The organism is Serinibacter salmoneus (assembly GCF_002563925.1).
GTDB lineage: Bacteria > Actinomycetota > Actinomycetes > Actinomycetales > Beutenbergiaceae > Serinibacter > Serinibacter salmoneus.
This window is the reverse complement of record NZ_PDJD01000001.1, coordinates 603,902-629,356: the sequence shown is the minus strand read 5'-3', so window position 1 is coordinate 629,356 and position 25,455 is coordinate 603,902. Positions and strand designations below refer to the sequence as shown.

The window sequence follows — 25,455 nt, the reverse complement described above, 5'->3', positions numbered from 1 at the left end:
AGCATGGGTTCCGTCCTCGTTCTCAACTCGGGGTCCTCCTCGCTGAAGTACCAGCTGGTGGACGCCGACTCCGAGGTGGCACTGGCCACCGGATTGATCGACCGCGTCGGTGAGGACCTCTCGAACGTCAAGCACGAGGTCGGCGGCGAGAAGACCACTCGCCAGCTGCCGATCCCCGACCACGCCGCCGCCCTGCGCACCGTCCTGGCCCTGTTCGAGGAGCTCGGGCCGCGGCTGCAGGATGCGGGGATCCTCGCCGTCGGGCACCGCGTGGTGCACGGCGGGACGGCGTTCCTGAAGGCGACCGTCGTGGATGAGGCAGCGGAGGCCGCCGTCGAGGCGCTCTCCCCGCTCGCCCCGCTGCACAACCCGGCCAACCTCACCGGGATCCGGGTGGCGCGCCAGTTGCTGCCGCAGGTGCCGCACGTCATCGTGGCCGACACCGCGTTCTTCACCGACCTGCCCGAGGAGGCCGCCACCTACGCGCTGGAGAAGGAGATCGCGGAGAAGTACCAGGTCCGCAGGTACGGCGCGCACGGCACCTCCCACCGGTTCGTCTCCCGTACCGCGGCCGCCTTCCTCGGCCGGGACGTCGAGGCCGTCAACCAGATCGTGCTGCACCTGGGCAACGGGGCCTCGGCCTCGGCCGTGCGCGGTGGCCGCGCGATCGACACCTCCATGGGACTCACCCCGCTGGAGGGCCTGGTCATGGGGACCCGCACCGGGGACATCGACCCGGCCGTCGCCTTCCACCTGCACCGCAATGCCGGACTCTCGATCGATCAGATCGACGTGCTCTTCAACCGCCAGTCGGGCGTGAAGGGCCTGTCCGGGGTCACCGACATGCGCGAGCTGCACGAGTTGATCGCGTCGGGCGATGCCGATGCCAAGCGCGCACTCGGGGTGTACCTGCTCCGGCTGAAGAAGTACGTGGGCTCCTACCACGCCGAACTCGGCCGGCTCGATGTCATCTCCTTCACCGCCGGGATCGGCGAGAACGACGACATCGTGCGCGCCGGTGCCCTGGCGGGCCTGGAGGGCTGGGGCATCCACGTGGATCCCGACCGCAACGCGGTGCGCGGCGGCGAGCCGCGCGTGATCTCCCCGGACGGCGCCCCCGTGACCGTGCTCGTGGTCCCCACGAACGAGGAGTTGGAGATCACCAGGCAGACGCTCGCCGTCATCTGAGGACGCCGGCTGCCTCACCCGGGGTAGTACGGCGACGGGCCCCGATCGCGTGCGATCGGGGCCCTTCGCCATCGCTCGCCCGGGAGACGACCCGGGAGTCGGTCAGTCCAGGATGAGGTCGGTGACGGGCCGTCGTGGTGTGGCCGCGTAGGTGATCGTCCCGGCCGGGTGACCCAGGCGCAGGATCTGGTGCACCACCACGGGCGCGCCGAAGGACTCCTCCGCTGCGCCGTCGACCGCGGCCCGCGAGTCCGGCTCCTCCAGCGCCTGGCCGAGCACACCGATCCCCAGGCCCAGCGCGGTGGCCTCCAGCATGGCGCGCTGCATCGCGTACCCGGCGCGCAACTGATCGACGGGCGTGTCGGATGCGGCGTGCAGCACCAGCAGCGCCGGCGGGTCCTCGAAGAAGACGGCCTCCCCGTCGCCCGAGGACCCCATCGGGGTCTGGGTGAAGTCGCGGATCGGCACGTGCCCCTCGGCATCGGGGGCGCCGATGGCGCCGCGCGGGATCCCGGTGCCGGACGGCGCCTCGTTCTCGACCCAGTTCTGGATCTCCTCGAGGTAGTCCTCGTCCTCCTGGCGGGCATCCTCGGCGCGCGCTGTCAGGGACAGCAGGGAGCGCACCAGCGGCTCACTCGCCGGGGTCGCCTGGATGCCCGGCGCCCAGGCCACGGCGGCCTGCAGTTCGGCCCACTCCTCCTCGGTGGGAGGGCCCCCGAGCAGCGGCCCGCGAGTGGTGTGCCGCTCCTTGATGGCGCCGTGCAGGCGGGCCGCCGTCATCGCCGTGGTGGTCTCGGCGGCCTCCCCCAGGGTGATGACCGCCAGCGGTCCCTCCCCGTAGGCGGCGCCGCCCGCGAGGTCCGCGGCCTCGGGAATGGAGTCCCCCAGTGTGATCTCGGTGACCACCGCACGCCCGGTGCGTGAGGTGAGCGCCAACTCGAGGTTCGCGACCACGGCGCCGATGGAGGCGAGCGCCCATCGGCCGACCGGGTCAACGGTGCGGGGCGTCACTGTCGGGTCGAGGTGGACGGCCACGCCGCCCTCCACGAGTCGGAACCGCCAGGGCTGGCTGTTGTGGATGGAGGAGGCGTGCGTGGCGTCCTCCAGCGCGGCGATCAATCGGTCTCGCTCGACCATGAGAGTCCCTCCGGTTCGGTTCGTGGTGCGCCGTTCGTTCCCCACACTAGGGGGCGCGGGGTCCCAGGGCGCGGGCGGAAGGTCCCGCCCGCGCCGGTGTCGGGTTCGCCTCGCGGCTCAGGCGCGAGGCGCGGTCATCGCGGCCACGTCCAGCGCCGCATCGAGCTGCTCCTCGGTGAGCTCGCCCCGCTCCACGTAGCCGAGGTCGAGCACGGCCTGGCGGATCGTGGTGCCGTCGGCCACCGCCTTCTTGGCGATCTTCGCCGCGGCCTCGTACCCGATCAGCCGGTTCAGTGGCGTCACGATCGAGGGTGAGGACTCCGCGAGCGCACGGCAGCGCTCCACGTTCGCGGTGATGCCGTCCACACACCGCTGCGCGAGCACCCGGGAGACGTTGCCCATCAGCGTCATGGACTCCAGCAGGTTGTGCGCCATCACCGGCAGCATCACGTTGAGCTCGAACGAGCCGGTGGTGCCGGCGAACGCGATCGTGGCGTCGTTCCCGATCACCTGCGCGCACACCTGCAGGGTGGCCTCCGGCAGCACCGGGTTCACCTTGCCGGGCATGATCGAGGAGCCGGGTTGCAGGTCCGGCAGCGCGATCTCCGCGAGCCCCGTGAGCGGACCGGAGCCCATCCAGCGCAGGTCGTTGCAGATCTTCACCAGGGACACCGCCACCGTGCGGATCGCGCCGGAGGTCTCCACGAAGGAGTCCATCGCGCCCTGCGCCTCGAAGTGGTCGGTGGCCTCCACCACAGGCAGTCCGGTCTGCTCGGCCACGTAGGCGATGACCTTCTGCGGGAAGCCGGCCGGTGTGTTGATTCCCGTCCCCACCGCGGTGCCGCCCTGGGGGAGCTCGGCCAGTCGCCCCAGGGTGGCGGTGACCCGAGCGATCCCGTAGCGGATCTGGGTGGCGTACCCGGCGAACTCCTGGCCGAGCATCACCGGGGTGGCGTCCATGAGGTGGGTGCGTCCGGACTTCACCACATCGGCGAACTCGCTCGCCTTGGCCTCCAGGGACGCCGCGAGGGTCTCCAGGCCCGGGATGAGGACCGTGGTGGCGGCCTCGAGCGCCGCCACGTGGATCGAGGAGGGGAAGACGTCGTTGCTGGACTGGGAGGCGTTGACGTGGTCGTTGGGATGTACCTGGCGACCCAGGGCGCGGCTGGCGAGGGTGGCGATGACCTCGTTGGTGTTCATGTTCGAGGAGGTGCCCGAACCGGTCTGGAACACGTCGATCGGGAAGTGGTCGTCGAACTCCCCCGAGATCACGCGGTCCGCTGCGCCGATGATGGCGGCTGCGACGTCGTCCTCCAGCACCCCGAGCTCATTGTTGGCGCGGGCCGCGGCCTTCTTGATCTGCGCGAGGGCGGCGATGTGGTGGGCGGCGATGGTGTGATCGGAGATGGGGAAGTTCTCCACCGCGCGCTGGGTCTGCGCGGCGTAGGCGGCGTCCCTGGGGACGCGCACCTCCCCCATCGTGTCGTGCTCGATGCGGTACTGCTGCTCATCAGCGGGCATGGACATGGCGCTCCTTCGCGGTGTGGTGGGGTCCTGATGTCAGTCTGCCAGCCTCGGGCGGCGCGTGCGGTGACCACGCCGGCAGGGGCATCGACCTGGCTGTGCCCTGCTCGGGCCCTGGTGGGTTCAGGCGTTACCGGCGAACGCCTCCTCGCACCAGATGCCACCGTCGGTGAGCCCGCCACAGGTGTCGGCGAACTCCTCATACTCCGAGCCGGACGGTGACTGCTCGAACAGGGAGTCGCAGGCGAGCATGTCACCCTCCTCGCAGGAGTCCCACAACAGGTCGAGCTCGGGGTCGTCCCCGTAGTAGTGAGCATCGCCGAAGAGACTGGAGGAGGGGTCCTCGAGGAGCGAACTCCCGGTGCGACTGTCCTCGAGCGCGGTGAAGAACCCGATGGCGACCAGCACCACGATCACAGCCGTGAACAAGGTCTGAACGATGCCGAGCACCAGCCCGACGACCGCCATCCAACGCCCCTGCCGCACACCGTCCCTCGTCCTGCCGAGACCGAGGATGCCGAGCACGAGAGGCACGATCATGAGCCCAAGGAGCGCCGTCACGAATGCGGCGACGGACACACCGTCCCACTCCCGCTGCGGCCCCGTGTATTGCGGCCCCATGTACTGCGGCGCCGCATACTGCTGGCCCGGATACTGCTGGCCCGGATACTGCGGCACCGCATACTGCTGCTCCGGCTGCCCCCCGGGCGGATAGCCCTGCCCCGCAGCCGCGTACGGGCTCTCGCCGGCGCCAGCGGGCGCCCCCCATGGGTAGCCGCCGCCCGAACCCGCAGCCTGCGCCCCAGTCGGCGACGTGCCGGGGTACGGCGAGGAGTACGGCGGCTGCCCGCCTTCACCTGGCGAGGACGAGGCCGAGTCGCCGTTCGCCGTCGTCCCCCACGGCGTGCCGCTCGTCGAGGGGTACGGCGGCGGATCGTTCGGGTTACGCCCCGGCCCGTGTCCCGGGTGGTTCGGATCGCTCATGGTCCCCCTCCTGGTTGTCAGCGCGGCGCGTACGGGCTGAGGACGACCTCGACCCGCTGGAACTCCTTGACGTCGGAGAACCCGGTCGTGGCCATCGCGCGGCGCAGCGCGCCGATCATGTTCAGGGTGCCGTCCGGTCGCCCGCCGGGGCCGTGCAGGATCTCCTCCATCGACCCGACGGTGCCCACACGCACACGGTCGCCTCGCGGGAGGTCGGGGTGGTGCGCCTCCGGGCCCCAGTGCCAGCCACGGCCGGGAGCCTCGGTCGAGCGCGCGAGCGCCGCCCCGAGCATCACCGCGTCGGCGCCGCACGCGATCGCCTTGACGATGTCACCGCTGCGGCTCACGCTGCCGTCGGCGATCACGTGGACGTAGCGGCCGCCGGACTCGTCCAGGTAGTCCCGGCGCGCGGCAGCGACGTCGGCCACCGCGGTGGCCATCGGGGCGTGGATGCCCAGGCTCGTGCGGGTGGTGTGGGCGGCCCCGCCGCCGAAGCCGACCAGGACGCCGGCGGCGCCGGTGCGCATCAGGTGCAGGGCGGCCGTGTAGGTCGCGGCGCCGCCCACGATCACCGGCACGTCCAGCTCGTAGATGAAGCGCTTGAGGTTCAGCGGCTCGGCGGTGTTGGAGACGTGCTCGGCGGAGACCGTGGTGCCGCGGATCACGAACAGGTCCACCCCGGCGGCGAGCACCGTGTCGGAGTACTCCTGGGTGCGCTGCGGGGTGAGGGCGCCGGCCACGGTCACGCCGGCGGCGCGGATCTCCCGGATCCGCTCGGTGATGAGTTCCGGCACGATCGGCGCGGCGTAGAGCTCCTGCATCCGGCGGATCACGTCCCCGGAGGGGATCGTGGCGATCTCCGCGAGCAGCGGTTCGGGGTCCTCGTACCGGGTCCACAGTCCCTCGAGGTCCAGCACACCGATCCCGCCGAGGCGACCGAGCTCGATCGCCGTGGCCGGGGACATGACGGAGTCCATCGGTGCGGCGACCACCGGCATCTCCACCTGGTAGGCGTCGATCTGCCAGGAGACCGAGACGTCGCCGGGGGTGCGGGTGCGCCGGGAGGGGACGACGGCGATGTCATCGAAGGTGTAGGCGCGACGCCCCTGCTTGCCCTTGCCGATCTCGATCTCGTTGCTCACCCCACCAGGCTAGTGGGTAGGGCGCGGCGTGCGCGGCGGGTGGATGTCGGAGGCACCTGGCATGGTGGGGACATGACCTGGACGAGCGGCCGACTGTTGGGCTTCGACACCGAGACCACGGGTGTGGACACCTCGAGGGACCGCATCGTCACCGCCGCGCTCGTGATGCGCGATGGCCTCACGGGACTCTCCCGCACCCGCACCTGGTTGATCGACCCCGGGGTGGAGATCCCGGAGGGTGCGAGCGCGATCCACGGCATCACCACCGAGTACGCGCGCGCCCACGGTCGACCGCCCACCGAGGTGCTGGAGGAGGTCGCCACCGCGATCGCCGGTGCGATGGCCGACGGCGTCCCCGTGGTGGCCTTCAACGCCGCCTTCGACCTGACGATCCTGGAGTACGAGCTGGCGCGGCACGGGCTGCCGACCGTCACCGACCGGCTGGGCCGGGCACCCGGACCCGCCGTCGACCCCCTCGTGCTGGACCGGGCGCTGGACCGCTACCGCCCCGGCAAGCGCACCCTGGGAGCGCTGTCGGAGCACTACCGGGTGGTGGCTTCCGGTGACCTGCACGCCGCCGACGTGGACGTGGAGGCGACCCTGGACGTGCTGCGGGCCATGATCGCCCGGTTCCCCGAGCTCGCGCAGGTGCCGTTGAGCTCCATGCACGAGCGGCAGATCCGGGCCCACTTCGCGTGGGCACGCTCCTTCAACGAGTGGCTCCAGGCGAACGGGTACGAACGCCCGCCCGCCGACGGGAGCTGGCCCACACAGGGCGAGTACGCCCTGGACGAGGCCACGATCGCCGACATCGTCGCGAGGGCCCGCGCCGCGGCGATCGCGCACCGGGTTGACCAGGCCGCAGGGACGCAGGCCGCAGGGGTCGCGGGGGCTCAGACCGCAGGGGCCCGCGAGAGCAGTGCGGCGCGGGCCGCCGGATGACCACTGTCTCGAACACGTCCGTCGCCTGGGCCTCACGGTGGAGGAAGCGGTCACCCTGGTGCGCGACGCCGCTCGCCCCTGATCCGCGTCGGCGGTGACGTCACTGCCGACTCACTCAGCGGGCGACGGCAGCCCGCTCGTCGATGGCCTCCTGGAGTGCGGGGTCGCGCAACGCCAGCCTCCCGGTGCCTGGCTGCACCAGGCGCACCAGCAGCGCCAGCAGACCGTCCAGCACGAGCGCCAGCGCCGTCACGAGCACCGCGCCGACCAGCACCCGGGTGTAGTCGTACAGCGCCAACCCGTCGAAGATGTACCGGCCCAGACCGCCCAGGTTCACGAACGCGGCGATCGTGGCGGTGGCCACCACCTGCAGGGTCGCGCCGCGCAGCCCCCCGATGATCAGCGGCATGGCGTTGGGCACCTCCACGCGCCACAGCACCTGCCAGGGGGACATCCCCATGGCGCGCGCCGCGTCCACCACGGTGCGGTCCACGTTCGCGATGCCGGCGTACACCCCCGCCAGCAGTGGGGGCACCGCGAGCGCCACCAGCGCCGTGATCGGGGGGATCAGCGTGGAGGGGATGAGCAGCACCAGCAGCGTCATCAGCCCGAGGCTCGGCAGCGCACGCATGGTGTTCGCGAGCCCCACCACGAGCCCCTCCCCGCGGCCGGTGTGCCCGATCACCATGCCGGCGGGCACCGCGATCAGGGCGCCGATGCCGAGGGCGAGCACGGTGTAGTAGAGGTGCTGCAGCACGCGGGTGGTGATGCCGTTCGGGCCGACCCAGTTCGCGCCGTCGGCGAGATAGGCGGCGAAGTCAGCGAACATCAGCGACCTCCCGGGGCATCGGCGGCCTCCCGCAGGCTCGCGGAGCCGGGGATCTCCCGTGCGAGGCGGCGCAGCCGACGCTGTGAGGACGCCATGCTCGAGCCGCGGATCCACGGCGTCAGCGCACGCCCGAGCAGGGCGATCAGCCGGTCGAAGATGATGGCGAGGATGAGGATCAGCACCATGCCGGTGAGGATCTGCTCGGGGAAGTTGCGCTGGTAGCCGGAGGTGAAGAGCTGGCCGAGCCCACCGATCCCGATGACCGCACCGACCGAGACCATCGAGACGTTCGTGACCGCCACCACGCGGGTGCCGGCGGTGAGGACCGGCACCGCCAGCGGCAGGTCGACCGCGGCCGTCCGCCCCAGCCTGGAGTACCCGATGGCCTCCGCCGCCTCCCGCGTCACCTGCGGGACGGCGTCGAGCGCCTCGAAGGTGTTCCGCACCGAGAGCGCCAGGGTGTACAGCGACAGCGCGATGATCACGTTCAGTGGGTCCAGCACCTGCGTGCCGATCAATCCCGGGAGCACCACGAACAGGGCGAGACTGGGGATGGTGAAGATCGCGGAGGACACCACCACGGCCACGCTGCGAGCGGCCGGGCGGCCGTGCAACGCCAGGCCGATCGGGACTGCCAGGATCACCCCGACCACCGTGGGGATCACCGCCAGGTAGATGTGTTCCACCAGGTAGGGCTGGACGGCGGTGCTCCAGTTGCGGATGCCCCACAGGTCCATCAGGGCTGCTCCGCCCGGTCCGCGACGGCGCTCCCCGCGCCCCGCAGCGGCAGCGCCTCCACATCCCCCAGGATGCGCAGCGCCCCGACCACGTCCTCCGGGGCCAGGACGCCGCGGGCGGCGCCCTCGCCGTCCACGACCACGCCGGCGCTGGAGGGCGAGGAGAGCACGGCATCCAACGCCTGGCGCAGCGTGGAGTGGGGAGGGACCACCGAGCCGGGGCGGTGCTCGCGCCGCGACCCCGGTTCGATCCAGGCCAGCGGTCGCCCCTGCTCGTCCAGTCGCAGGATCCACTCGCCGCGTTCCGGCGCGGCCTGCCCGCGGGCGAGGGTGGGCACCTGGTGCACCGGCAGGTCCTCCACCCCGCGGAAGGACAGCGCCCGGTAGCCGCGGTCCTTGCCGATGAACTCGGTGACGAAGTCGTTGGCGGGCGCGGTGAGCACCTGCGCGGGCGAACCCACCTGCTGCAGCACGCCGCCGGTGCCGAAGACCGCCACCTGGTCCCCGAGGCGGACCGCCTCGTCGATGTCATGCGTGACGAACACGATGGTCTTGTGCAACTCGGCCTGCAGCCGGATCATCTCGTTCTGCAGGTCGGCGCGCACCACGGGATCCACCGCCGAGAACGGCTCGTCCATCAGCAGGATGGGTGGGTCGGCGGCCAGCGCCCGGGCCACCCCGACGCGCTGCTGCTGACCGCCGGAGAGCTGCGCGGGGTAGCGGGTGGCCATCCGCACGTCCAGGCCCACGCGTTCCATCGCCTCGAGCGCGGCACGGCGCGCCGTGCGCCGACGCTCCCCGCGCAGCAGCAGCACGGTGGCCACGTTGTCGATCACGGTGCGGTGCGGCAGGAGCCCGGCGTTCTGGATGACGTAGCCGATGCCGCGCCGCAACTGCGTGGGCTTGACCCCGGAGACATCGGCCCCGTCGACCAGGACCCGCCCGGCCGTGGGGTCGATCATGCGGTTGATCATCCGCATCGAGGTGGTCTTACCGCAGCCGGAGGGGCCCACGAACACCGTGAAGGAACCCTCCTCGACCTCGAGGTCGAGCGAGTCGACCGCCACGGTGCCCTCGGGGAATCGCTTGGTGACGCCGTCGAAGGTGATCATCGCCCGCCCCCGTTCAGCCCTGGATCAGGCCCTTCTCCTCCAGCCAGGCCCGGGCGGCCTGGGCGGGCTCCATCCCGCCCCCGGCCACCTCGCCGTTGAGAGCGAGCAGGTCCTGCGTGGTCAGCTGCGCCGAGACCGCATCCAGTACCGCGGCGATCTCCTCGGTCATCGCCTCGGCCGACATCACCGGCACTACGTTCTGCGCGGCGAAGTTGTTCTCGGGGTCCTCCAGGACCACGAAGCCGTTCTCCTCGATCGCGGGCGTGGTGGTGTAGATGTTCGCGGCCTGCACCTCGTCGTTGGCGAGGGCCTGCACGGTGGCGGGGCCGCCGCCGTCCGCGATCGCGACGAACTCCACCGGCTCGAAGCCGTAGAGCTCGGCGAGCCCGGGCAGGCCGGAGACCCGCTCGGCGAACTCCGCGTTGGAGGCGAACCGCACCTCCTCGTTGTACTCGGCCAGGTCACCGATGGTCACCAGGTCCCACTCCTCGGCGCGCTCCCCGGTCACCACGACCGCATCCTTGTCCTCGGCCGGCGCGGGCTCCAGCATCACGAGGTCCTGCTCGGCCAGGGCGTCCGGGAGGGCGGCGTTGACGTCCTCGGCGGAGGTCGCCGTCGCCTCGTTGTCCACGTACAGCAAGAGGTTGCCGGTGTAGTCCGGGATGAGGTCGATGCTGCCGTCCTGCAGCGCCGGGATGTACGCCTCGCGCGAGCCGATCTGGAAGCGCTCGGTCACCTCGAACCCGGCGTCCTGCAACGCGATGGAGTAGATGTTCGCGATGATCTCCGACTCGGTGAAGTTCGCCGAACCGATCGCGATCGTGCCGCCGCCCTCCGTCCCGGCGGAGGTCTCCGAGCCCGAGTCCTCGCTCTCGCCGCCATCCGTGCTCAACGGGTCCGAACCCCCCGAGCAGGCGGCCAACGCCAGGGCGCCGGCGAGCGTCAGGGAGGTCAGCAGGGTCCGCGTGGTGGTCATGACAGGCTCCTCGTGGGTCGCGGGTGACCCTCGAGGCTAACCACACCACGCCCACCACGGATACCGCAGGCGGAGAAGTCTCACCTGACGTTCGCGATCAGCGTGACCGGGAAGCCCACGCGTCCACGCGGTGTTGCGGGCGTTCTGCCCGCTACCGCCGCGCGTAATTCGGGGAATCGGCCACCATCTGCACGTCGTGCGGGTGGGATTCCTTCAGCCCGGCGGGGGTGATGCGGACGAATTCACCCCGGGCCTGCAGTTCGGGAATGGTGCGGGCACCCACGTAGAACATCGACTGGTGCAATCCGCCCGTGAGCTGGTGCGCCACGGCCGCCAACGGCCCGCGGTAGGGCACCTGACCCTCGATGCCCTCGGTGATGATCTCGTCATCACTCAGGTCGCCCTGGAAGTAGCGGTCCTTGGAGTAGGAACGACGATCGCCACGCGACTGCATCGCCCCGAGCGAGGCCATGCCGCGGTAACGCTTGTACTGCTTGCCGTTCATCAGCACCAGGTCGCCCGGGCTCTCGTCGGTGCCGGCGAGCAGCCCACCGAGCATCACGGTCTCCGCGCCCGCCACGATCGCCTTGGCGATGTCACCGGAGTGCTGCAACCCGCCGTCGCCGATCACGGGCACCCCCGCCTCGTGTGCGGCGAGGTAGGCCTCATAGATGGCGGTGACCTGCGGGACGCCGACGCCGGCGACCACCCGGGTGGTGCAGATCGAGCCCGGACCCACGCCGACCTTCACCGCGTCCACCCCGGCCTCGACCAGCGCCGCCGCCCCGGCGCGGGTGGCGACGTTCCCGCCGATCACCTGCACGCCGCGGGTGGCCGGGTCGCTCTTGAGCCGGCGCACCATGTCCAGCATGAGTCGGGCGTGCCCGTTGGCGGTGTCGACCACCAGCACGTCCACGCCCGCCTCCACCAGCGCCGTCGCGCGTTCCCAGGCGTCGCCGAAGAAGCCGACCGCGGCTCCCACGAGCAACCGCCCGTCGGCGTCCTTCGTGGCCTGCGGGTACTGCTCCGTCTTGACGAAGTCCTTCACGGTGATCAGTCCGCGCAACCGGCCACCGGCGTCCACCAGCGGGAGCTTCTCCACCCGGTGCTTGCGCAGCAGGGCCGCGGCGTCCGCGCGGGGAATGCCCACCGGCGCGGTCACCAGGGGGGCGGCGGTCATCACCTCGCGCACGCGGGTGGCCTCGTACTCCTCCCGGGGCACGAACCGCAGGTCGCGGTTGGTGATGATCCCGACCAGGATGCCGTCGCCGTCGACCACCGGCAGGCCGGAGACCCGGTAGGCGGCGCACAGCGCGTCCAACTCGGTGAGCGTCGCATCGGGTTCCACCGTGACCGGGTCGGTGATCATCCCGGACTCCGAACGCTTCACGAGGTCCACCTGGGCGGCCTGGTCGGCGATCGGCAGGTTGCGGTGCAGCACGCCCATCCCGCCCTGGCGGGCCATGGCGATCGCCATCCGGGACTCCGTCACCGTGTCCATCGCCGCCGAGATCAGCGGGATGCGCAGCGAGATCTCCCGCGTCAGGCGCGTGGTGGTGTCCGCCTCGCTCGGGATGACGTCCGTCTCTCCCGGCAGCAGCAGGACATCGTCGTAGGTGAGGCCCACGAAGCCGAACTTGTCGGCCACACTGCGGGCTGCCGGGGCGCCCATCGAGGCTCCGGTCACCGCCTCGCGGGTGGCGTCACTGGCGCTTAGGACTGCGGGCTGGATCGCGGCGTCTGACACCCCGCCATCGTACGACGGCGAGTGCGTCAGGGCGTCAGGCCTCGCCCTCCCCTGCGCTCGCGCGGGAGGCGAGCACGTCCAGCGCCTCAGGCAGCGCGGCGGACAGCGTGCGCACGCGGTGCGCCACCACGCCGGAGTCCGCATGCGAGCCCACCAGCATGAGGTCGTGCTCGCACTCGTCGCGATTCACCTCCACCCGGGTCCCGCCCACCACGTGGATCTCGATCGCCAGCGCAGCGCGCCCACATCCGTGGTGGGTGCTGGCCCCGTCCGCCCGTGGCCTGGCCACTCGCGCCCGGACACCGTGCTCGCCGAGGGCGCCGGCCAGGACGTGCGCCGAGAGCGGGAACCGCCCCTCCCCGACCACCAGGACTTCGCCGTCCACGCTCGGCGCGGCGAGCGCCGCGTGCTCGCGGACGATCTCCAGCATCGCGGCAGTGACCGCGACCTCCGGCTCGTGCCCGGGCACATCGGATCGCTCCGCATCCGCGAGGATGCCGAACGCCGGCTCCACCCGGCTCAGGTACGTCTCGAGAAGACCTCGGCGCCCGACCGAGGCCCGCAGTACCGTGACCAACCGGTCATGACCCGAATCGATCGCCGCCGCCGCGAGCGAGAGCGCATCGAGATCCTCCACGAGCGCGTCCGGCACCGGCGCGGACTGTTGCGCCATGCGTGCGGCATCGCCCAGTGCGACACCGCGCTCCGTCAGCGCTCGCATCGTCTCCAGTCGTGCCAGGTCCTCCTGCGAGTACCGGCGATGAGAACCGGCGGCGCGCCCCGATGGTCCCAGGCCGTAGCGCCGATCCCACGTACGCAGCGTCGAGGCGGCCACGCCCAGTCGCGCGGCGACCGCGGCCACCGTCAGGTGCGCCTCGACCGCGGCCCGCTCACCGCCGTTGGATGTTCCCCCATCCCGCTGGCTTGACATCGGTTCCCCCTTACCTCGGTCATGCAGCCACACGACGAGTCTGCCAGGAGGACGGCCCCGGGTGCGGAAGAAGTTTTGCGTGCAGTCACACCGCCTCAGACCGCAGCGAACGACCCCGAGGCCGCCCACGAACCACATACCCGCGCACAACGTCGTCCCAGGTCAAGAGCGCAACGACGCTCCACGACCCCGGTCGCGACCAGATGCGCAGGTCCTCATGCGTTCACCTCCGAGCCACCTCCGAGACGCCTAATGCCGCGAACTGGTCACGGACGCCCCTTGAATCGGAATTGAGTCGAATATAAGGTCGTCTCAGCCCGTCAGCCCCCCGACAGGAACGGAAGCCCTCATGGCTGAACTCTCCCGCCTCCCCGGACCCGCGATGCATCACTGGGAATGGCAGTACGAGGGCGCCTGCCGCAAGGCAGAACCGTCGATCTTCTTCCACCCCGAGGGTGAGCGCGGCAGCGCGCGGCGCCGCCGGGACGAGGCAGCAAAGGCAGTGTGCGCACAATGCCCCGTGGTGGCGATGTGCCGCGAGCACGCGCTGTCCGTCCGCGAGCCCTACGGCGTGTGGGGCGGACTGTCCGAGGACGAGCGGGTCGCCATCCTCGACGGCTCGCTGCGCCGGGCCGGCTGAATCGCCCTTCCCGCAACCGGCGCGCGCTCGGGAATCGACGACGGCATTCGCGAGCGCGCCGGTCCTCGATGCCCCTCGACCGGGAATCGCAATGCGGGATTGCGCGTGAGAGGTGCTGACACCGACGACAAACGCCCCGCTCCGGCATGGCCGGAGCGGGGCGTTTGTCGTTGCGCGGGTCAGCGCCCGCCGCGAATCACTTCTCGACGATCGCGAGGATGTCGCGAGCCGAGAGGATGAGGTAGTCCTCACCCGAGTACTTCACCTCGGTGCCGCCGTACTTGGAGTAGATGACGACGTCGCCGACTGCGACGTCCACCGGGACGCGGTTGCCGGAGTCGTCCACGCGACCCGGGCCCACCGCGAGCACCTTGCCCTCCTGGGGCTTCTCCTTGGCGCTGTCCGGGAGCACGAGCCCCGATGCCGTGGTCTGCTCGGCCTCGAGCGTCTGAACGACGATCCGGTCCTCGAGCGGCTTGATGGAGACCGACACGTCGGACCTCCCCTTCCGTATCTGATGGGAACGACAGGTTCAGCACCCTCCCTCGCACGGGTCCGCCGTCGCGGGGGTCGAACCACCACGAGCTCGGGTACTGGGCGAGGACCGCGCCCTCACGGGTGCGACCTCGATCCGCCGCCAGTCTAGGAAGCCGATTAGCACTCGGTCAAGGCGAGTGCCAACGGTCCGCTCCGCACCGAGAATGCGGCAGGATCGTGGGGTGGACCTCGACGCACTCTCCGCCCTGGCCGAACCCGCGGGATGGGCGCTCCTGGCCGAGCTCCCGCCCTACGACGAGAAGCGGAGCCTCGCGCTCGGCTCGGCGCTGCGGGAGGCCGGCTTCGATCCCGCCCTCGTCGCTGCTGCCTTGACCCAGTCCCGGCTGCGAGCCAAGGCGGTCACCAAGTTCGGCGACCTCGCGCGCGACATGCTCTTCACCCCCGACGGCCTGGAGCAGGCCACCCGGCTGAGCCTGGCCGGGAGGCACGCCCACCGCTACGCCCAGGCCGGCGTGCGCACCGTGGCGGACCTCGGCTGCGGCATCGGGGCGGACGCGATGGCGCTGGCCGGCATGGACCTGCGGGTGCTGGCCGTCGAGCGCGATCCCGCCACCGCCCTGGTCGCCGGCGTCAACCTCCGTCAGCTCCCCGAGGCCCGGGTGATCCAAGCCGACGCCCTGGACCCCGCGGCCGTGGACCTGAACGCGGTGGACGGCATCTGGGCCGACCCCGCGCGCCGCACCGGCAAGGGGCGCGTGCACCGCCTTGCCGACCACTCCCCCGACCCCCACACCCTCATGGCGCTGCGCGAACGCGTCCCCGCTCTGGGCATGAAGCTCGGGTCCGCCCTCGCCCACCGGGAGATCCCCGATGACGCCCACGCCCAGTGGATCAGCGTGGACGGCCAGACCCTGGAGGCCGACCTCTGGTTCGGCCCGCTCGCTCCCGAGGGCCCAGGGCGCAGCGCCCTGGTGATCCAGGGCGAGTCGGCCACCAACCTGACCTGGCAGGGCACGGCGAGCTCCGCCGTCGAGCAGGCCCCGGACGGCCCCCTGGCCGGGTATCTCTATGAACCCGACGGCGCGATCATCCGCGCCGGCCTGGTCGCCGAGGTGGCGCGCACCGTGGGTGGGCACCTCATCGACCCGACGATCGCGTACATCACCTCGGCCACCCTCACCCCTACCCCCCTGGCGACGGCGTTCCGCGTGCTGGACTCCATGGGCTTCTCCCTCAAGCGGCTGCGGGCCTACCTGCGCGAGCGCGGCGTGGGGCGCCTGGAGATCAAGAAGCGCGGCAGCGCCCTGGACCCCGCGACGCTCCGTGGACAACTCTCGCTTCGTGGCCCGAACTCCGCCACGATCGTGCTCACACGCATTCGTGGGGCGGCGCAGGTCCTGGTCGTCGAGCGGGTGCCCCACGCCGAGGAGACCTGATGGCCCAGCCTCACCCGCTCACCTTCGCCGAGTCCGCACGCGGCACCATCGGCCTGGAGTGGGAACTCGCCCTGGTGGACGTGGACTCCGGTGACTTGCGCCAGGTGGCCGAGCCGATCATCGAGGCGGTCGCGCCCCCCGGCGGTGGGGAGCACCCCAACATCAAGCAGGAGCTGCTGCTCAACACCGTCGAGGTCGTCTCGGGAATCAACACCACGGTCGACGGCGCCGCCACCGATCTCGATCGGGCGATCGAGGAGATCCGCGGGATCACCGATCCGCTGCGCGTGGAACTGCTGTGCGCGGGCACCCACCCCACGGCGCGGTGGCGGCGGCAGAAGGTCACGAACAAGCAGCGCTACGCCACCCTGATCGACCGCACCCAGTGGTGGGGGCGGCAGATGCTCATCTACGGCGTGCACGTGCACGTCGGCATCGAGGACCCCGCCAAGGTGCTGCCGATCATGCGCGCGCTGCTGACGGTGGTGCCCCACCTGCAGGCCCTCTCGGCGTCCTCGCCGTTCTGGGGCGGGGACGACACCGGCTACGCCTCCAACCGGGCGCTGATCTTCCAGCAGCTTCCCACGGCCGGGCTGCCGTTCCAGTTCGAGACCTGGGGTCAGCTGGAACAGTACGTCGGCGACATGATGCACACCGGCGTGATCGACACCTTCGACGAGGTGCGCTGGGACATCCGCCCCTCGCCCCGGCTGGGGACCATCGAGGTGCGGGTGTGCGACGGCACCACCAACGCGATGGAGCTGCGGGCGCTGGCCGCGATGGTGCACTGCCTCGTGGAGCACTTCTCCCGGATGCTGGACGCGGGCGAGGACCTGCCGACGATGCCGAGCTGGTTCGTGCAGGAGAACAAGTGGCGCTCGGCGCGCTACGGCATGGACGCGATCATCATCACCGACCGCGCCGCGAACGAGGAGCTCGTCACCGACTCCGTGGCGCGGTGGGTGGAGGACCTGCTCCCGATCGCCCGCGACCTGGGGTGCGAGCAGGACCTCGCGAACCTCCGCGTCGTCCTGCGGCTCGGGGCCTCCTACCAGCGTCAGCGCGCCGTGGCGCGCCGCAACGGCGGCGAGCTGGACGCCGTGGTGGGCTCGCTGATCCGGGAGATGCGCGCCGGGCGGCCGCTCCCCAACCCCGCGCGCGGCGCCTGAGCCCCGTTCCCCTCCTTCGCGAGGCAGTTCTGCAGCCACCGCGAGGCAGTTCTGCAGGTCAGTCGCTCAGGATGGCCCGGACCGGCTCGACGCCGTCGAGCACCACGGGCCCGCCCAACAGTGCCTGGTTCGCCTCCCGAACCTGCGCGAACCGCTCCCGGGTCATCACCCAGCGTCGTTGCTCGACGGCCGCGCCCTCCCGCACGAGGCGAGCGGCGCCGTCGGGCACATAGCCCACCCGCGCGGAGACGGCGTTCGAGGCCGGGTTGTCCGCGAACGCACCGGAGCGCACCACCTGCGCGCCGAGCCCGTCGAAGAGCAGCTCGAGCATGAGCGCCCGCATCCGGGTCCCGATCCCGCGCCCCTGGTACTCACGGCCGAGCCACGAACCGGTCTCGACCTCCCCGAGCACCGACCAGTCGGCGCCCGAGGCGCCCTGGATCCCGACGGGGACCCCGGCCACGAGCGCGCCGAGCTCGAGCACCACACGCGAGGGCCCGACGGCGCCGCGCACCTGCCACTGATAGGTCACCACGTTCCGGGCGACCTCGAGGGGCGTCCCGCGGGTCCAGGGCTGGTAGAACGGCATCGCGCCCGGGTCGTGGATGCCGCGCGAGGCGAGGTCGGCGAGGTCGACCATCAGAGCGTCGCCGATCCACCGCAGCTCCAGGTCGCCGGCGCGGGCGCGCAGGCCCGCGGCGGGCCATATCTCGGTGAGGTCCATGTGCCGATGCTGGCACAGGTGGCACCTGCAGAGTTGCCTCGCGGCGCCTGCAGAACCGCCTCGCGGTACCTGCAGAGTTGCCTCGCGGTGCCTGCAGAACCGCCTCGCGGCGCCCGCAGAGTTGCCACGCGGTACCCGCAGAACCACCTCGCGGCGTTTAGGCGGCGGGCGGCACCACCGTGACGCCCAGCGGCATCTGGGAGTCCACCGGCAGGTCCCACGGCGAGGCGGGCAGGCCGGCGCGCGCCACCGCGGAGCCGAGCGCCGCGATCATCGCGCCGTTGTCGGTGCAGTACCGGATCGGCGGGATCCGCACCTCCACCCCGGCCTCCTCACACCGCTGCGCGGCGAGCTCCCGCAGCCGCGAGTTCGCCGAGAACCCACCCCCGATCACCAGCGTGGAGGCGTCGTAGGCGGCGCATGCCCGCAGGGTCTTGGTGACCAGCACATCGGCGACCGCCTCGGAGAAGGAGGCGGCGACGTCGGCCCGCGAGTACGCCTCTCCCGAGGCCTCGTGGGCCTCCAGGTAGCGCGCCACGGCCGTCTTCAGGCCGGAGAAGGAGAAGTCGTAGGGGTGGCGCGCGAGCTCCTTGCCCTTGGACAGGCCGCGCGGGAACGCGATAGCCGCCGGATCGCCCTCCTTCGCGAGCCGGTCCACGTGCGGCCCGCCGGGGTAGGGCAGGCCCAGCAGGCGACCCACCTTGTCGAACGCCTCCCCCGCGGCGTCGTCGATGGTCTGCCCGAGCTCGACCACGTCGGTGGCGATGTCGTTGACCAGCAGCAGCGAGGAGTGCCCGCCGGAGACCACCAGCGCGAGGAATCGCTCCGGGAACGCGCCGTGCACCAGTTCGTCGACGGCGGCGTGGCCCACCACGTGGTTGACGCCGTACAGCGGCACCCCCAGGGAGAGCGCGAGCGCCTTCGCCCCGGCGGTCCCCACCGTCAGTGAGCCCACCAGGCCCGGGCCGGCGGCGACGGCCACGGCCTCCACATCGCCCAGGTCCACCCCGGCGCGGTTCAGCGCCTCGTCCAGGGTGGGGCGCAGCGCCTCGAGGTGGGCGCGCGAGGCGACCTCCGGCACGATCCCGCCGTAGCGCGCGTGCTCGTCCATCGAGGTGGCCGTGACGTCGGCGAGCAGCTCGCGGCCGCGCACCAGGGCGATGCCGGTCTCATCACAGGTGGACTCGATACCGAGAACGAGGGGTTCAGTCACGGGCACCGAGCCTACCGGCGCCGGGATCTGTGACACGCGCCACGGCGCGGAATACTCCGCCACCACGAGGGATTGCCCAGATCATGACCGCCGAGTCGACCACTACGCAGGAGTCCGAGATCGTCGCTGCCCTCTTCACCGAGGGCCGCACGGTGAACCACTTCACCGGGGGCGAGGTGGATCCCGCCGAGGTGTACGCGGCCTACGAGGTGATCAAGTGGGGGCCGACGGCAATGAACGCCTCTCCCCTGCGCCTCGCCGTGGTTCCGCAGGGCCAGGCGCGGGAGGCCCTGGCGCCGCACATGAGCGCCGGCAATCGGGACAAGACCGTGGCGGCGCCGCTGGTGGTGATCGCCGCCGCCGACTCCGACTTCCACGAGCAGATCCCGCTGCTGGCGCCCCACCGCGCCGCGTGGGCGGCGCAGTTGGCCGAGAACCCGGAGCAGCGGGCCGCATTCGCCCGCACCAACGCGCTGATCCAGATCGGCTACCTGATCCCCACGCTGCGCTCCCGTGGTCTCCAGGTGGGGCCGATGGCGGGCTTCGACGCCGCCGGGGTGGACGCCGCGTTCTTCGCCGGGTCGGGGTGGCGCAGCCTGCTGGTGCTCAACCTCGGGTGGGGGATGGCCGACGGCGGAGCGCACCCGCGTGCACCACGCCTGGATGCGGAGCTCGCCGTCCGCACGCTGTAGCGACAACACCGAGCCGGCATGTCCGGACTACCTCGCGATCGGAGCGGGACGGCCTCGGTCAGGCGGGCCCGGCGGCGACCTCGCGGTCGGGATCGTTGCTCCACTGGGAGAACGATCCGGGGTAGAGCGCAGCGTCGATGCCGAGCGAGGCCAGCACCGCGACGGTGTGGGACGCGGTGACGCCTGAACCGCAGTACACCGCGACCTCGGCTGCGGCGTCGTGCGCCTGCGCCACCACCCCGAGGGCGGCGAAGCGGTCCCGCAGGTCCGCCCGCAGGTGCCCGTCGCCGGTGAGGTTCTCGGTGGTCGGCGCGCTCACGGCGCCCGGGATGTGGCCCGCTCGCGGATCGACCGGCTCCACCTCACCGCGGAATCGCTCGCCCGCCCGCGCGTCCAGGAGGACGCCGTCGGCCGAGGCGGCCAGCGCCGCCGCGCCGTCGGCATCCACCACCGCCAGGTGCGCTCCCGCTGCGGGGTCCTCGAGGGTGATGTCGCCCGGTCGTGGGCGCACCGCGCCCTCCTCGAGGTGCTCCCCCGCCGCCACCCAGGCGCGCAGGCCGCCGTCCAGGATCGAGACCCTCCTCACGCCGGCGGCGCGCAGCAGCCACCAGGCGCGGGCCGCGGAGGTGCCGCCGGCGTCGTCGTACACCACCACGTCCCGCTGCGCGGTGATGCCCCAGCGGCGCGCGGCCTCCTGCAGGGTTGCGGTGGTCGGCAGCGGGTGCCGCCCGAGCGCGGGTGAGGCGGGTGCCGCCAGCTCGGTCTCCAGGTCCACGAACACGGCGCCCGGCAGGTGCCCGGCGAGGTAGGACTCGCGCCCATCACTGCGCCCGAGGGCCCAGCGGACGTCCAGCAGGACGGGTGCGTGCGGGCTCCACACCGCGCGACGCACCGCGGTGACATCCACGAAGGCGGGGGCGATCGGCGGCGGCGGCGTCGGCGCCGTCGTCGGCGTCTGGGGCTCGGCCGGTGGCAGGGTGGCCTCGGCCCCCACCGGCCCGACGCCGGCCGTGCGGGAGGGCGCGAGCGGCAACCGCATCACCACCGCGTCCAGCCCCTCGGGCTGGTAGTACTTGCGCCGCAGCGCCACCGGGGAGAACCCGGCGTTGCGGTACATCTGGGCGGCGGCGCCGTCGTTCGCGCGCACCTCGAGGAACAACTCCTCGCCACCGGCCTCGCGGACCGCCGCGATCAGGGCGTCCAGCAGCGCCGTTCCCACGCCGCGGCGCTGGGCGTGCGGGGAGACCCCGATGGTGGTGACCGTCCACTCCGGGTCGAGCGCCACGCCGGCCCAGCCGAGCAACACTGTGGGGTCCTCGTCCTCCACCGCGGCGACGTAGGTCTTGCCGGGGTGAGCGAGTTCGGCCTCGTAGGAGGCCCGGGACCATGAGCCCGCGCCGAACAGCACCGCCTCGAGGTCCATCACCGTGGTGAGGTCCTCGGGCGTGAGCGGCCGCAGCCTCATCGGCCGCCCGCCATCGCCGAGGCGGGCTTGCCGTGGATATCGGGTCGCCGCAGGTACAGCGGTTCGGTCGGTACCGCCTCGCCGCGCTCCACCCGCGCCGCGGCGAGCAGCGCGATCTGGGAGACGTCGAAGCTCGCCGCGAGCACGCGGGCCGCGGCGAACTCCTGCGGGTACAGGTCGGTGCCAGGTCCGGCCACCGCCTCACCCGTGGCCGCCAGGCCGGCGGAGCGCACGACGGCGTGGGGCTCGCTCAGGCGGATCCCGCCGGCGCTCCCGGGCTCGAGGCGGTAACGCGCGGTGTAGACCTCCTTGCGGCGCGCATCGGTGACGATGCGCACCTCGGAGAGACCCTCGGGTGCGTGGGCCGCGACGCCCGCGGCCCATGCGTCCAGGCTCGGCACCCCCCACACCGGCAGGTCGCGGGGCCGGGCGAGCATGGCGGCGGTCACGAGCCCCACGCGCAGACCGGTGAAGGGAGCGGGACCGGTGCCCACGGCGATCGCGTCGAGATCACCGATGCCGACACTCGCCTCCTCGAGGACGCCGGCGACCAGGGGCGTCAGGCGCTCGGCGTGCCCCCGCGGGTCGGGACTGCTCGCGCTCGCGAGCGTCACGCCGTCGCGCACGAGGGCGACGGCGCTGCCGGAGGAGGTGTCGAGGGCGAGGATCGTGGCCACCCCACCAGCCTAGATCCCCCCGCGCGCGCACCCCATACCCGCCGAACGATGAGTTACGCCGCCCCCATACCCGCCGAACGATGAGTTACGCAGCCCCGCAACACCGAAACCCGGCACAACCACCCGCTCGGCGAGAGGGTGCCTGCACAACAGCACGCTCGGTGGCGGGCAGAGGCAGGAGGTCTGGTGAGGGTGGGGGCCGCTCCGGAGTGGCTGGGCGTGAGGCGCGAGGAACGAGCGCCTGGGCAGAGCGGCCCCCACCCTCACCAGGCCGGACCGGACCCGCAGCGCGCCTCAGACCCGCAGCGGGGTGAGGTCCACGCCGGCCCAGCGCTCCCCCACGGCGACCAACGTCACGCTGCGGCCGCGCTCGACCTCGTCCCCGCGGGCCCGATCGATGCGCACCTCCAGCCGGTCGTCGCTGAGGTTCTCCGCGAGGCCCTCGCCCCACTCCACGACCGTGACGGACTCCTCCAGCGAGGAGTCCAGGTCGAGGGCGTCGAGCTCCTCCAGGCCGCCGAGGCGGTAGGCATCCACGTGCACGAGGCCGGGGCCCTCCCCGAGCGGTGGGTGCTCGCGAGCGATGACGAAGGTGGGCGAGGCGACCTGACCGCGCACCCCGAGACCGGTGCCGATGCCCTGGGTCAGCGTGGTCTTCCCGGCGCCGAGGTCGCCGGTGAGCACGAGCAGGTCGCCGGCGCGCAGCAGCGAGGCGAGCGCCGCGCCGAGGGCGCGGGTGGCGTCGGCGTCGGGCAGATGGATCTCGATGGCGGTCTGAGTCTGAGTCATGGGGTCCTCTGGGTGGTGGGCTGGATCGCCCCGTCGCGGTGGTGGACGCGCGGCACCCGCACCCCGAGTCGCGTGACGATCTCGTAGCTGATGGTCCCGGCGGCCTCGGCCCAGTCCTGGGCGGTGGGTTCGCCGTCGGTGCCGGCGCCGAACAGCACCGCCACGTCCCCGGCGGCCGCGCTCGAGTCGGCGCCGAGGTCGAGCACGAACTGGTCCATGCAGACCCGGCCGGCGATCGTGTACCGCCGCCCGGCCACCTGGACCGGTCCTGCGGACCCGGCGTGCCGCGGGATCCCGTCGGCGTAGCCCAGTGGCACGTCGGCCAGGACCGTCTGCGCGGTGGTGGTGTAGGTGTGGCCGTAGCTGACGCCCTGTCCGGCGGGCGCGTGCTTGACCACCATGAGGGAGGCCTCCAGCCGCATCGCGGGCTCCAGGCCCACCTCCCCGGCGCTCACGCCGGGCAGCGGGCTGAGCCCGAACACGGCGAGCCCTGGCCGCACCAGGTCGAAGTGCAGGTCCGGGCGCACCAGGGTCGCGGCGGAGTTTGCCAGGTGGCGCAGCTCCAGGTGGGCGCCGCCTGCCTCGGCGAGCGCCACCGCCTCCAGGAACACCTCGCGCTGGGAGGCGGTGGTGGCGGAGGTGACGTCCTCCGCGGAGGCGAGGTGCGACCACACCCCGACGACCTCGACCTCGCCGGCCGCCTGCGCGCGCAGGGCCTGGTCGAGCATGTCGCGCCAGGCGGGCAGGAACTGCCCGCCGCGCCCGAGGCCGGTGTCGACCTTGAGGTGGATCCGGGCGGTGCGCCCGGTGGCGGCGACGGCGGCGCGCACCTCCGCGAGCGCCCACGGTGCCCCGACCGACAGGTCGATACCGGCCCGAACGGCCCGCGCCAGCGGTGCCCCGGGGGCGTAGATCCACGTCAGCAGGGGCGCGTCGACCCCGGCGGCGCGCAGGTCCAATGCCTCGGACAGTTGCGCCACACCGAGCCAGGTCGCCCCGCCTGCCAGCGCCGCGCGGGCACTGGGCACCAGGCCGTGCCCGTAGGCGTCCGCCTTGACCACGGCCATCACCGGCGCGGTGGCCCGCTCGCGCAGGGCGGCGACGTTGCGCTGGATCGCCGCGAGGTTGATCAGGGCGCGTGCCGGGTAGTCGCTCACCCTCCCAGTGTCCCATCGAGCAGGTCACGGATCACGGACGGGAGCGCCTCGGCCACGTCGAGCGCCGTGATCGGGCCACCCACCGACCCGCCGGCTGGCGCACGCCTGGTCCTCGACGCCTCCACCCCTGCGGCCCCCTCCACCCCGGCCGCCCGCCGCGCCGCGCGCCCGTGCACCGAGGCGGCCACCGCCCCCAGCCGCGCGGTGAGTTCGGGATCGGCGCCGGCGCCCGTGAGGTCGCCCGCCCGGGAGGCGAGCACCATCCCGGCGAGCCCGGCGAGCACGTCCCCGGCGCCGGCGGTGCCGAGCCACGGCGTCGCCTCGGCCTGGGAGTGGACCGGCCCGCTCGGCCCGGCCACCAGCGTGGTGGCGCCCTTGAGCAGCACGGTCGCCCCGGTGAGGTCCACGGCGCGGCGCAGCGCCCGCACCGGCAGTGCCTCCACCCGGGCACGGTCCCAGCCGGCGCGGGGGTCGCGCGCGGCGAGCAGCCCCGCGAGCTCCCCGGCATGCGGCGTGAGCAGCACGGTGGCGGGCAGCCGCTCGGGCAGCACCGCGAGCGCCCCGGCGTCGGCGACCACGGGGATCCCGCGCTCGACGGCGTGGGTCAGGGTCCGCTCCAGCCACGCCAGGCGCTCGGTGTCCCCCGCCCCGACCCCGGAGCCCAGCAGCCACGCCTGCACGCGGCCCACCTGGTCGGCCTCACCCAGTCCGCGCACCACCTCGGGGTGCCGCGTGAGCACCTGGGCGGCCGCGGCGTCGGGCCCGGCGTAGCGGACCATGCCCGCGCCCGCGCGCACGGCCGCGCTCGTGGCGAGCACCGCAGCGCCGGGGTAGGTGTCCGACCCCGCGGCGATGCCGAGCACGCCGCGGGTGTACTTGTGGTCGGCCGGTCCGGGAACGGCCCACTCCTCGGCGAGGTCACCCGCCTCGAGGCGCACGACGGCGTGGCTCGCCCCCGTCAGGTCGAGGCCGAGCGCCACCGTGGTCACCTCCCCGGCCGCGACCTCGGCCGGCGGCAGGAGCAGTGCCGGCTTCGCGGTGCCCATGGTGACCGTGCGGTCGGCGGGGAGAACGCCCTCGGGGAGCGCGCCGTCGTCCACCCCCACACCGCTGGGCACGTCCACCGCCACGACCCAGGGCCGCTCACCACGTGGCCGGGAGGCCATGGCGCCTCGCAGCGCGGTCACGACCTCCAGCGCCCGCCCGCGCAGGCCGCTGGAGGCGCCGATCCCCGTGATGCCGTCCAGCAGCGCCGCGCAGCCGGCGAGGCGCCCCGCGAGCTCGCCCGCGTCCTGGTCGGCGTCCAGGAACCGCGCCCCGGCCGCCCGCGCCCGCGCGGCACCGGCCTCGTGCATCGCCCGCCCGACGCCCACGATCTCCACCGCCGCCCCGCGCCGCGCCAGGTGGGCGGCGGCGATGAGGGCGTCGCCCCCGTTGTTGCCGCCACCCACCAGGACCCCGATCCTGGCTCCGACCACGCGGCCGCGCCGCGCGCGCAGGTCACTCGCGACCGCGAGGGCGAGGGCGAACGAGGCGCGCTCCATCAGCGGGACCCCGGCTGCCAGCAGGGGCGTCTCGGCGTCGACGACGTCCGTCACCCGGTGCGCGGTTCTCATGCCCCTATCCTGCCGCGCGCCCCACCCGCGCACAGGGCCCGTGCGACCGAGGGGGCAATATCGCCGCAAACGGGTTAGCGTGTCGTCAGGCGCGCTTACGCGCCCTCGCACATTTTCTCGGTATTCCTGG

General features: G+C 72.7%; 24 protein-coding genes and 1 pseudogene. 6 read left to right on the top strand and 19 right to left on the bottom strand.

The genetic code is table 11. The features are described 5' to 3' along the window. Nucleotides 1–3: 3 nt before the first annotated feature. On the top strand, nucleotides 4–1,188 hold the full coding sequence (locus ATL40_RS02715; RefSeq protein WP_098468200.1) for an acetate kinase: 1,185 nt from the start codon (nucleotides 4–6) through the stop codon (nucleotides 1,186–1,188). 102 nt (nucleotides 1,189–1,290) lie between these two features. On the opposite strand, the gene ATL40_RS02710 is transcribed toward ATL40_RS02715, so the two are convergent. From ATL40_RS02710 to ATL40_RS02695, 4 genes are all read right to left on the bottom strand, one after another. Further along, nucleotides 1,291–2,325 carry an Acg family FMN-binding oxidoreductase gene (locus ATL40_RS02710; protein ID WP_098468199.1) on the bottom strand — a complete coding sequence of 345 codons (1,035 nt, stop codon included), beginning with the start codon at nucleotides 2,323–2,325 and terminating at the stop codon, nucleotides 1,291–1,293. A gap of 117 nt (nucleotides 2,326–2,442) precedes the next feature. Next, nucleotides 2,443–3,852 carry a class II fumarate hydratase gene (locus ATL40_RS02705; protein ID WP_169925859.1) on the bottom strand — a complete coding sequence of 470 codons (1,410 nt, stop codon included), beginning with the start codon at nucleotides 3,850–3,852 and terminating at the stop codon, nucleotides 2,443–2,445. A gap of 120 nt (nucleotides 3,853–3,972) precedes the next feature. Continuing rightward, nucleotides 3,973–4,833 carry a DUF4190 domain-containing protein gene (locus tag ATL40_RS14640; protein ID WP_143556839.1) on the bottom strand — a complete coding sequence of 287 codons (861 nt, stop codon included), beginning with the start codon at nucleotides 4,831–4,833 and terminating at the stop codon, nucleotides 3,973–3,975. 17 nt (nucleotides 4,834–4,850) lie between these two features. Continuing rightward, a complete protein-coding gene (locus tag ATL40_RS02695) occupies nucleotides 4,851–5,975 on the bottom strand; it encodes a GuaB3 family IMP dehydrogenase-related protein (RefSeq protein ID WP_098468197.1) in 1,125 nt (374 codons plus the stop codon). A gap of 72 nt (nucleotides 5,976–6,047) precedes the next feature. Here ATL40_RS02695 and ATL40_RS02690 point away from each other — a divergent pair, with 72 nt between their 5' ends. Next, nucleotides 6,048–6,917 (top strand): exonuclease domain-containing protein, encoded by an 870-nt coding sequence (locus ATL40_RS02690; RefSeq protein ID WP_098468196.1) that lies wholly within the window; start codon nucleotides 6,048–6,050, stop codon nucleotides 6,915–6,917. 115 nt (nucleotides 6,918–7,032) lie between these two features. On the opposite strand, the gene ATL40_RS02685 is transcribed toward ATL40_RS02690, so the two are convergent. The 6 genes from ATL40_RS02685 to ATL40_RS15155 all read right to left on the bottom strand — a co-directional run bounded on the left by ATL40_RS02685 (nucleotide 7,033) and on the right by ATL40_RS15155 (nucleotide 13,249). Next, nucleotides 7,033–7,746 (bottom strand): ABC transporter permease, encoded by a 714-nt coding sequence (locus ATL40_RS02685; protein WP_098468195.1) that lies wholly within the window; start codon nucleotides 7,744–7,746, stop codon nucleotides 7,033–7,035. After that, nucleotides 7,746–8,483: an ABC transporter permease gene (locus ATL40_RS02680; protein ID WP_098468194.1), complete on the bottom strand. Its 738-nt coding sequence runs from the start codon at nucleotides 8,481–8,483 to the stop codon at nucleotides 7,746–7,748. Before ATL40_RS02680 ends, ATL40_RS02685 begins: the two co-directional genes overlap by 1 nt. Continuing rightward, nucleotides 8,483–9,595, bottom strand: coding sequence for an ABC transporter ATP-binding protein (locus ATL40_RS02675; protein WP_098468193.1), 1,113 nt, complete (start codon nucleotides 9,593–9,595; stop codon nucleotides 8,483–8,485). Before ATL40_RS02675 ends, ATL40_RS02680 begins: the two co-directional genes overlap by 1 nt. Before the next feature lie 13 nt (nucleotides 9,596–9,608). Continuing rightward, complete coding sequence (locus ATL40_RS02670; RefSeq protein WP_098468192.1) at nucleotides 9,609–10,571, bottom strand: ABC transporter substrate-binding protein; 963 nt, start codon at nucleotides 10,569–10,571, stop codon at nucleotides 9,609–9,611. Between the two features lie 151 nt (nucleotides 10,572–10,722). Continuing rightward, nucleotides 10,723–12,243: an IMP dehydrogenase gene (gene guaB / locus ATL40_RS02665; RefSeq protein WP_098470228.1), complete on the bottom strand. Its 1,521-nt coding sequence runs from the start codon at nucleotides 12,241–12,243 to the stop codon at nucleotides 10,723–10,725. A 109-nt stretch (nucleotides 12,244–12,352) separates the two neighbouring features. Continuing rightward, nucleotides 12,353–13,249, bottom strand: coding sequence for a MerR family transcriptional regulator (locus ATL40_RS15155; RefSeq protein WP_211283047.1), 897 nt, complete (start codon nucleotides 13,247–13,249; stop codon nucleotides 12,353–12,355). Between the two features lie 349 nt (nucleotides 13,250–13,598). Here ATL40_RS15155 and ATL40_RS02655 point away from each other — a divergent pair, with 349 nt between their 5' ends. Continuing rightward, nucleotides 13,599–13,889, top strand: a complete 291-nt coding sequence (locus tag ATL40_RS02655; protein WP_098468191.1) for a WhiB family transcriptional regulator — start codon at nucleotides 13,599–13,601, stop codon at nucleotides 13,887–13,889. Between the two features lie 196 nt (nucleotides 13,890–14,085). Here the strand turns inward: ATL40_RS02655 and groES are convergent, their stop codons facing one another. Beyond that, nucleotides 14,086–14,382 (bottom strand): co-chaperone GroES, encoded by a 297-nt coding sequence (gene groES, locus ATL40_RS02650; RefSeq protein WP_098468190.1) that lies wholly within the window; start codon nucleotides 14,380–14,382, stop codon nucleotides 14,086–14,088. Nucleotides 14,383–14,608: 226 nt separating this feature from the next. Between groES and ATL40_RS02645 the strand changes: the two genes are divergently transcribed. Together ATL40_RS02645 and ATL40_RS02640 are read left to right on the top strand one after the other, a co-directional pair. Next, a complete protein-coding gene (locus ATL40_RS02645) occupies nucleotides 14,609–15,823 on the top strand; it encodes a class I SAM-dependent methyltransferase (RefSeq protein WP_098468189.1) in 1,215 nt (404 codons plus the stop codon). Beyond that, the gene (locus ATL40_RS02640) at nucleotides 15,823–16,992 is read left to right on the top strand and encodes a glutamate--cysteine ligase (protein ID WP_098468188.1); all 1,170 of its coding nucleotides are present in this window, start codon (nucleotides 15,823–15,825) and stop codon (nucleotides 16,990–16,992) included. The genes ATL40_RS02645 and ATL40_RS02640 overlap by 1 nt, the downstream gene beginning before the upstream one ends. Nucleotides 16,993–17,050: 58 nt before the next feature. Here the strand turns inward: ATL40_RS02640 and ATL40_RS02635 are convergent, their stop codons facing one another. Together ATL40_RS02635 and tsaD are read right to left on the bottom strand one after the other, a co-directional pair. After that, nucleotides 17,051–17,716, bottom strand: a complete 666-nt coding sequence (locus tag ATL40_RS02635) for a GNAT family N-acetyltransferase (RefSeq protein ID WP_098468187.1) — start codon at nucleotides 17,714–17,716, stop codon at nucleotides 17,051–17,053. 157 nt (nucleotides 17,717–17,873) lie between these two features. Continuing rightward, nucleotides 17,874–18,929 carry a tRNA (adenosine(37)-N6)-threonylcarbamoyltransferase complex transferase subunit TsaD gene (tsaD, locus tag ATL40_RS02630; protein ID WP_098470227.1) on the bottom strand — a complete coding sequence of 352 codons (1,056 nt, stop codon included), beginning with the start codon at nucleotides 18,927–18,929 and terminating at the stop codon, nucleotides 17,874–17,876. Between the two features lie 83 nt (nucleotides 18,930–19,012). Here tsaD and ATL40_RS02625 point away from each other — a divergent pair, with 83 nt between their 5' ends. Beyond that, a complete protein-coding gene (locus ATL40_RS02625) occupies nucleotides 19,013–19,621 on the top strand; it encodes a malonic semialdehyde reductase (RefSeq protein ID WP_098468186.1) in 609 nt (202 codons plus the stop codon). A gap of 58 nt (nucleotides 19,622–19,679) precedes the next feature. Here the strand turns inward: ATL40_RS02625 and ATL40_RS15320 are convergent, their stop codons facing one another. The 6 genes and pseudogenes from ATL40_RS15320 to ATL40_RS02600 form a co-directional block, all read right to left on the bottom strand. Further along, nucleotides 19,680–20,660, bottom strand: coding sequence for a sulfurtransferase (locus ATL40_RS15320; RefSeq protein WP_425443389.1), 981 nt, complete (start codon nucleotides 20,658–20,660; stop codon nucleotides 19,680–19,682). 3 nt (nucleotides 20,661–20,663) lie between these two features. Further along, nucleotides 20,664–21,044, bottom strand: a pseudogene (locus ATL40_RS15315) (GNAT family N-acetyltransferase); the annotation flags it as partial. A gap of 38 nt (nucleotides 21,045–21,082) precedes the next feature. After that, nucleotides 21,083–21,763, bottom strand: a complete 681-nt coding sequence (tsaB, locus tag ATL40_RS02615) for a tRNA (adenosine(37)-N6)-threonylcarbamoyltransferase complex dimerization subunit type 1 TsaB (RefSeq protein ID WP_245866620.1) — start codon at nucleotides 21,761–21,763, stop codon at nucleotides 21,083–21,085. A 294-nt stretch (nucleotides 21,764–22,057) separates the two neighbouring features. Beyond that, nucleotides 22,058–22,552, bottom strand: coding sequence for a tRNA (adenosine(37)-N6)-threonylcarbamoyltransferase complex ATPase subunit type 1 TsaE (tsaE, locus tag ATL40_RS02610; RefSeq protein WP_098468184.1), 495 nt, complete (start codon nucleotides 22,550–22,552; stop codon nucleotides 22,058–22,060). Further along, nucleotides 22,549–23,709, bottom strand: coding sequence for an alanine racemase (gene alr / locus ATL40_RS02605; RefSeq protein ID WP_098468183.1), 1,161 nt, complete (start codon nucleotides 23,707–23,709; stop codon nucleotides 22,549–22,551). Before alr ends, tsaE begins: the two co-directional genes overlap by 4 nt. Then, nucleotides 23,706–25,325, bottom strand: a complete 1,620-nt coding sequence (locus ATL40_RS02600; protein WP_098468182.1) for a bifunctional ADP-dependent NAD(P)H-hydrate dehydratase/NAD(P)H-hydrate epimerase — start codon at nucleotides 25,323–25,325, stop codon at nucleotides 23,706–23,708. The genes alr and ATL40_RS02600 overlap by 4 nt, the downstream gene beginning before the upstream one ends. Between the last annotated feature and the right edge of the window lie 130 nt (nucleotides 25,326–25,455).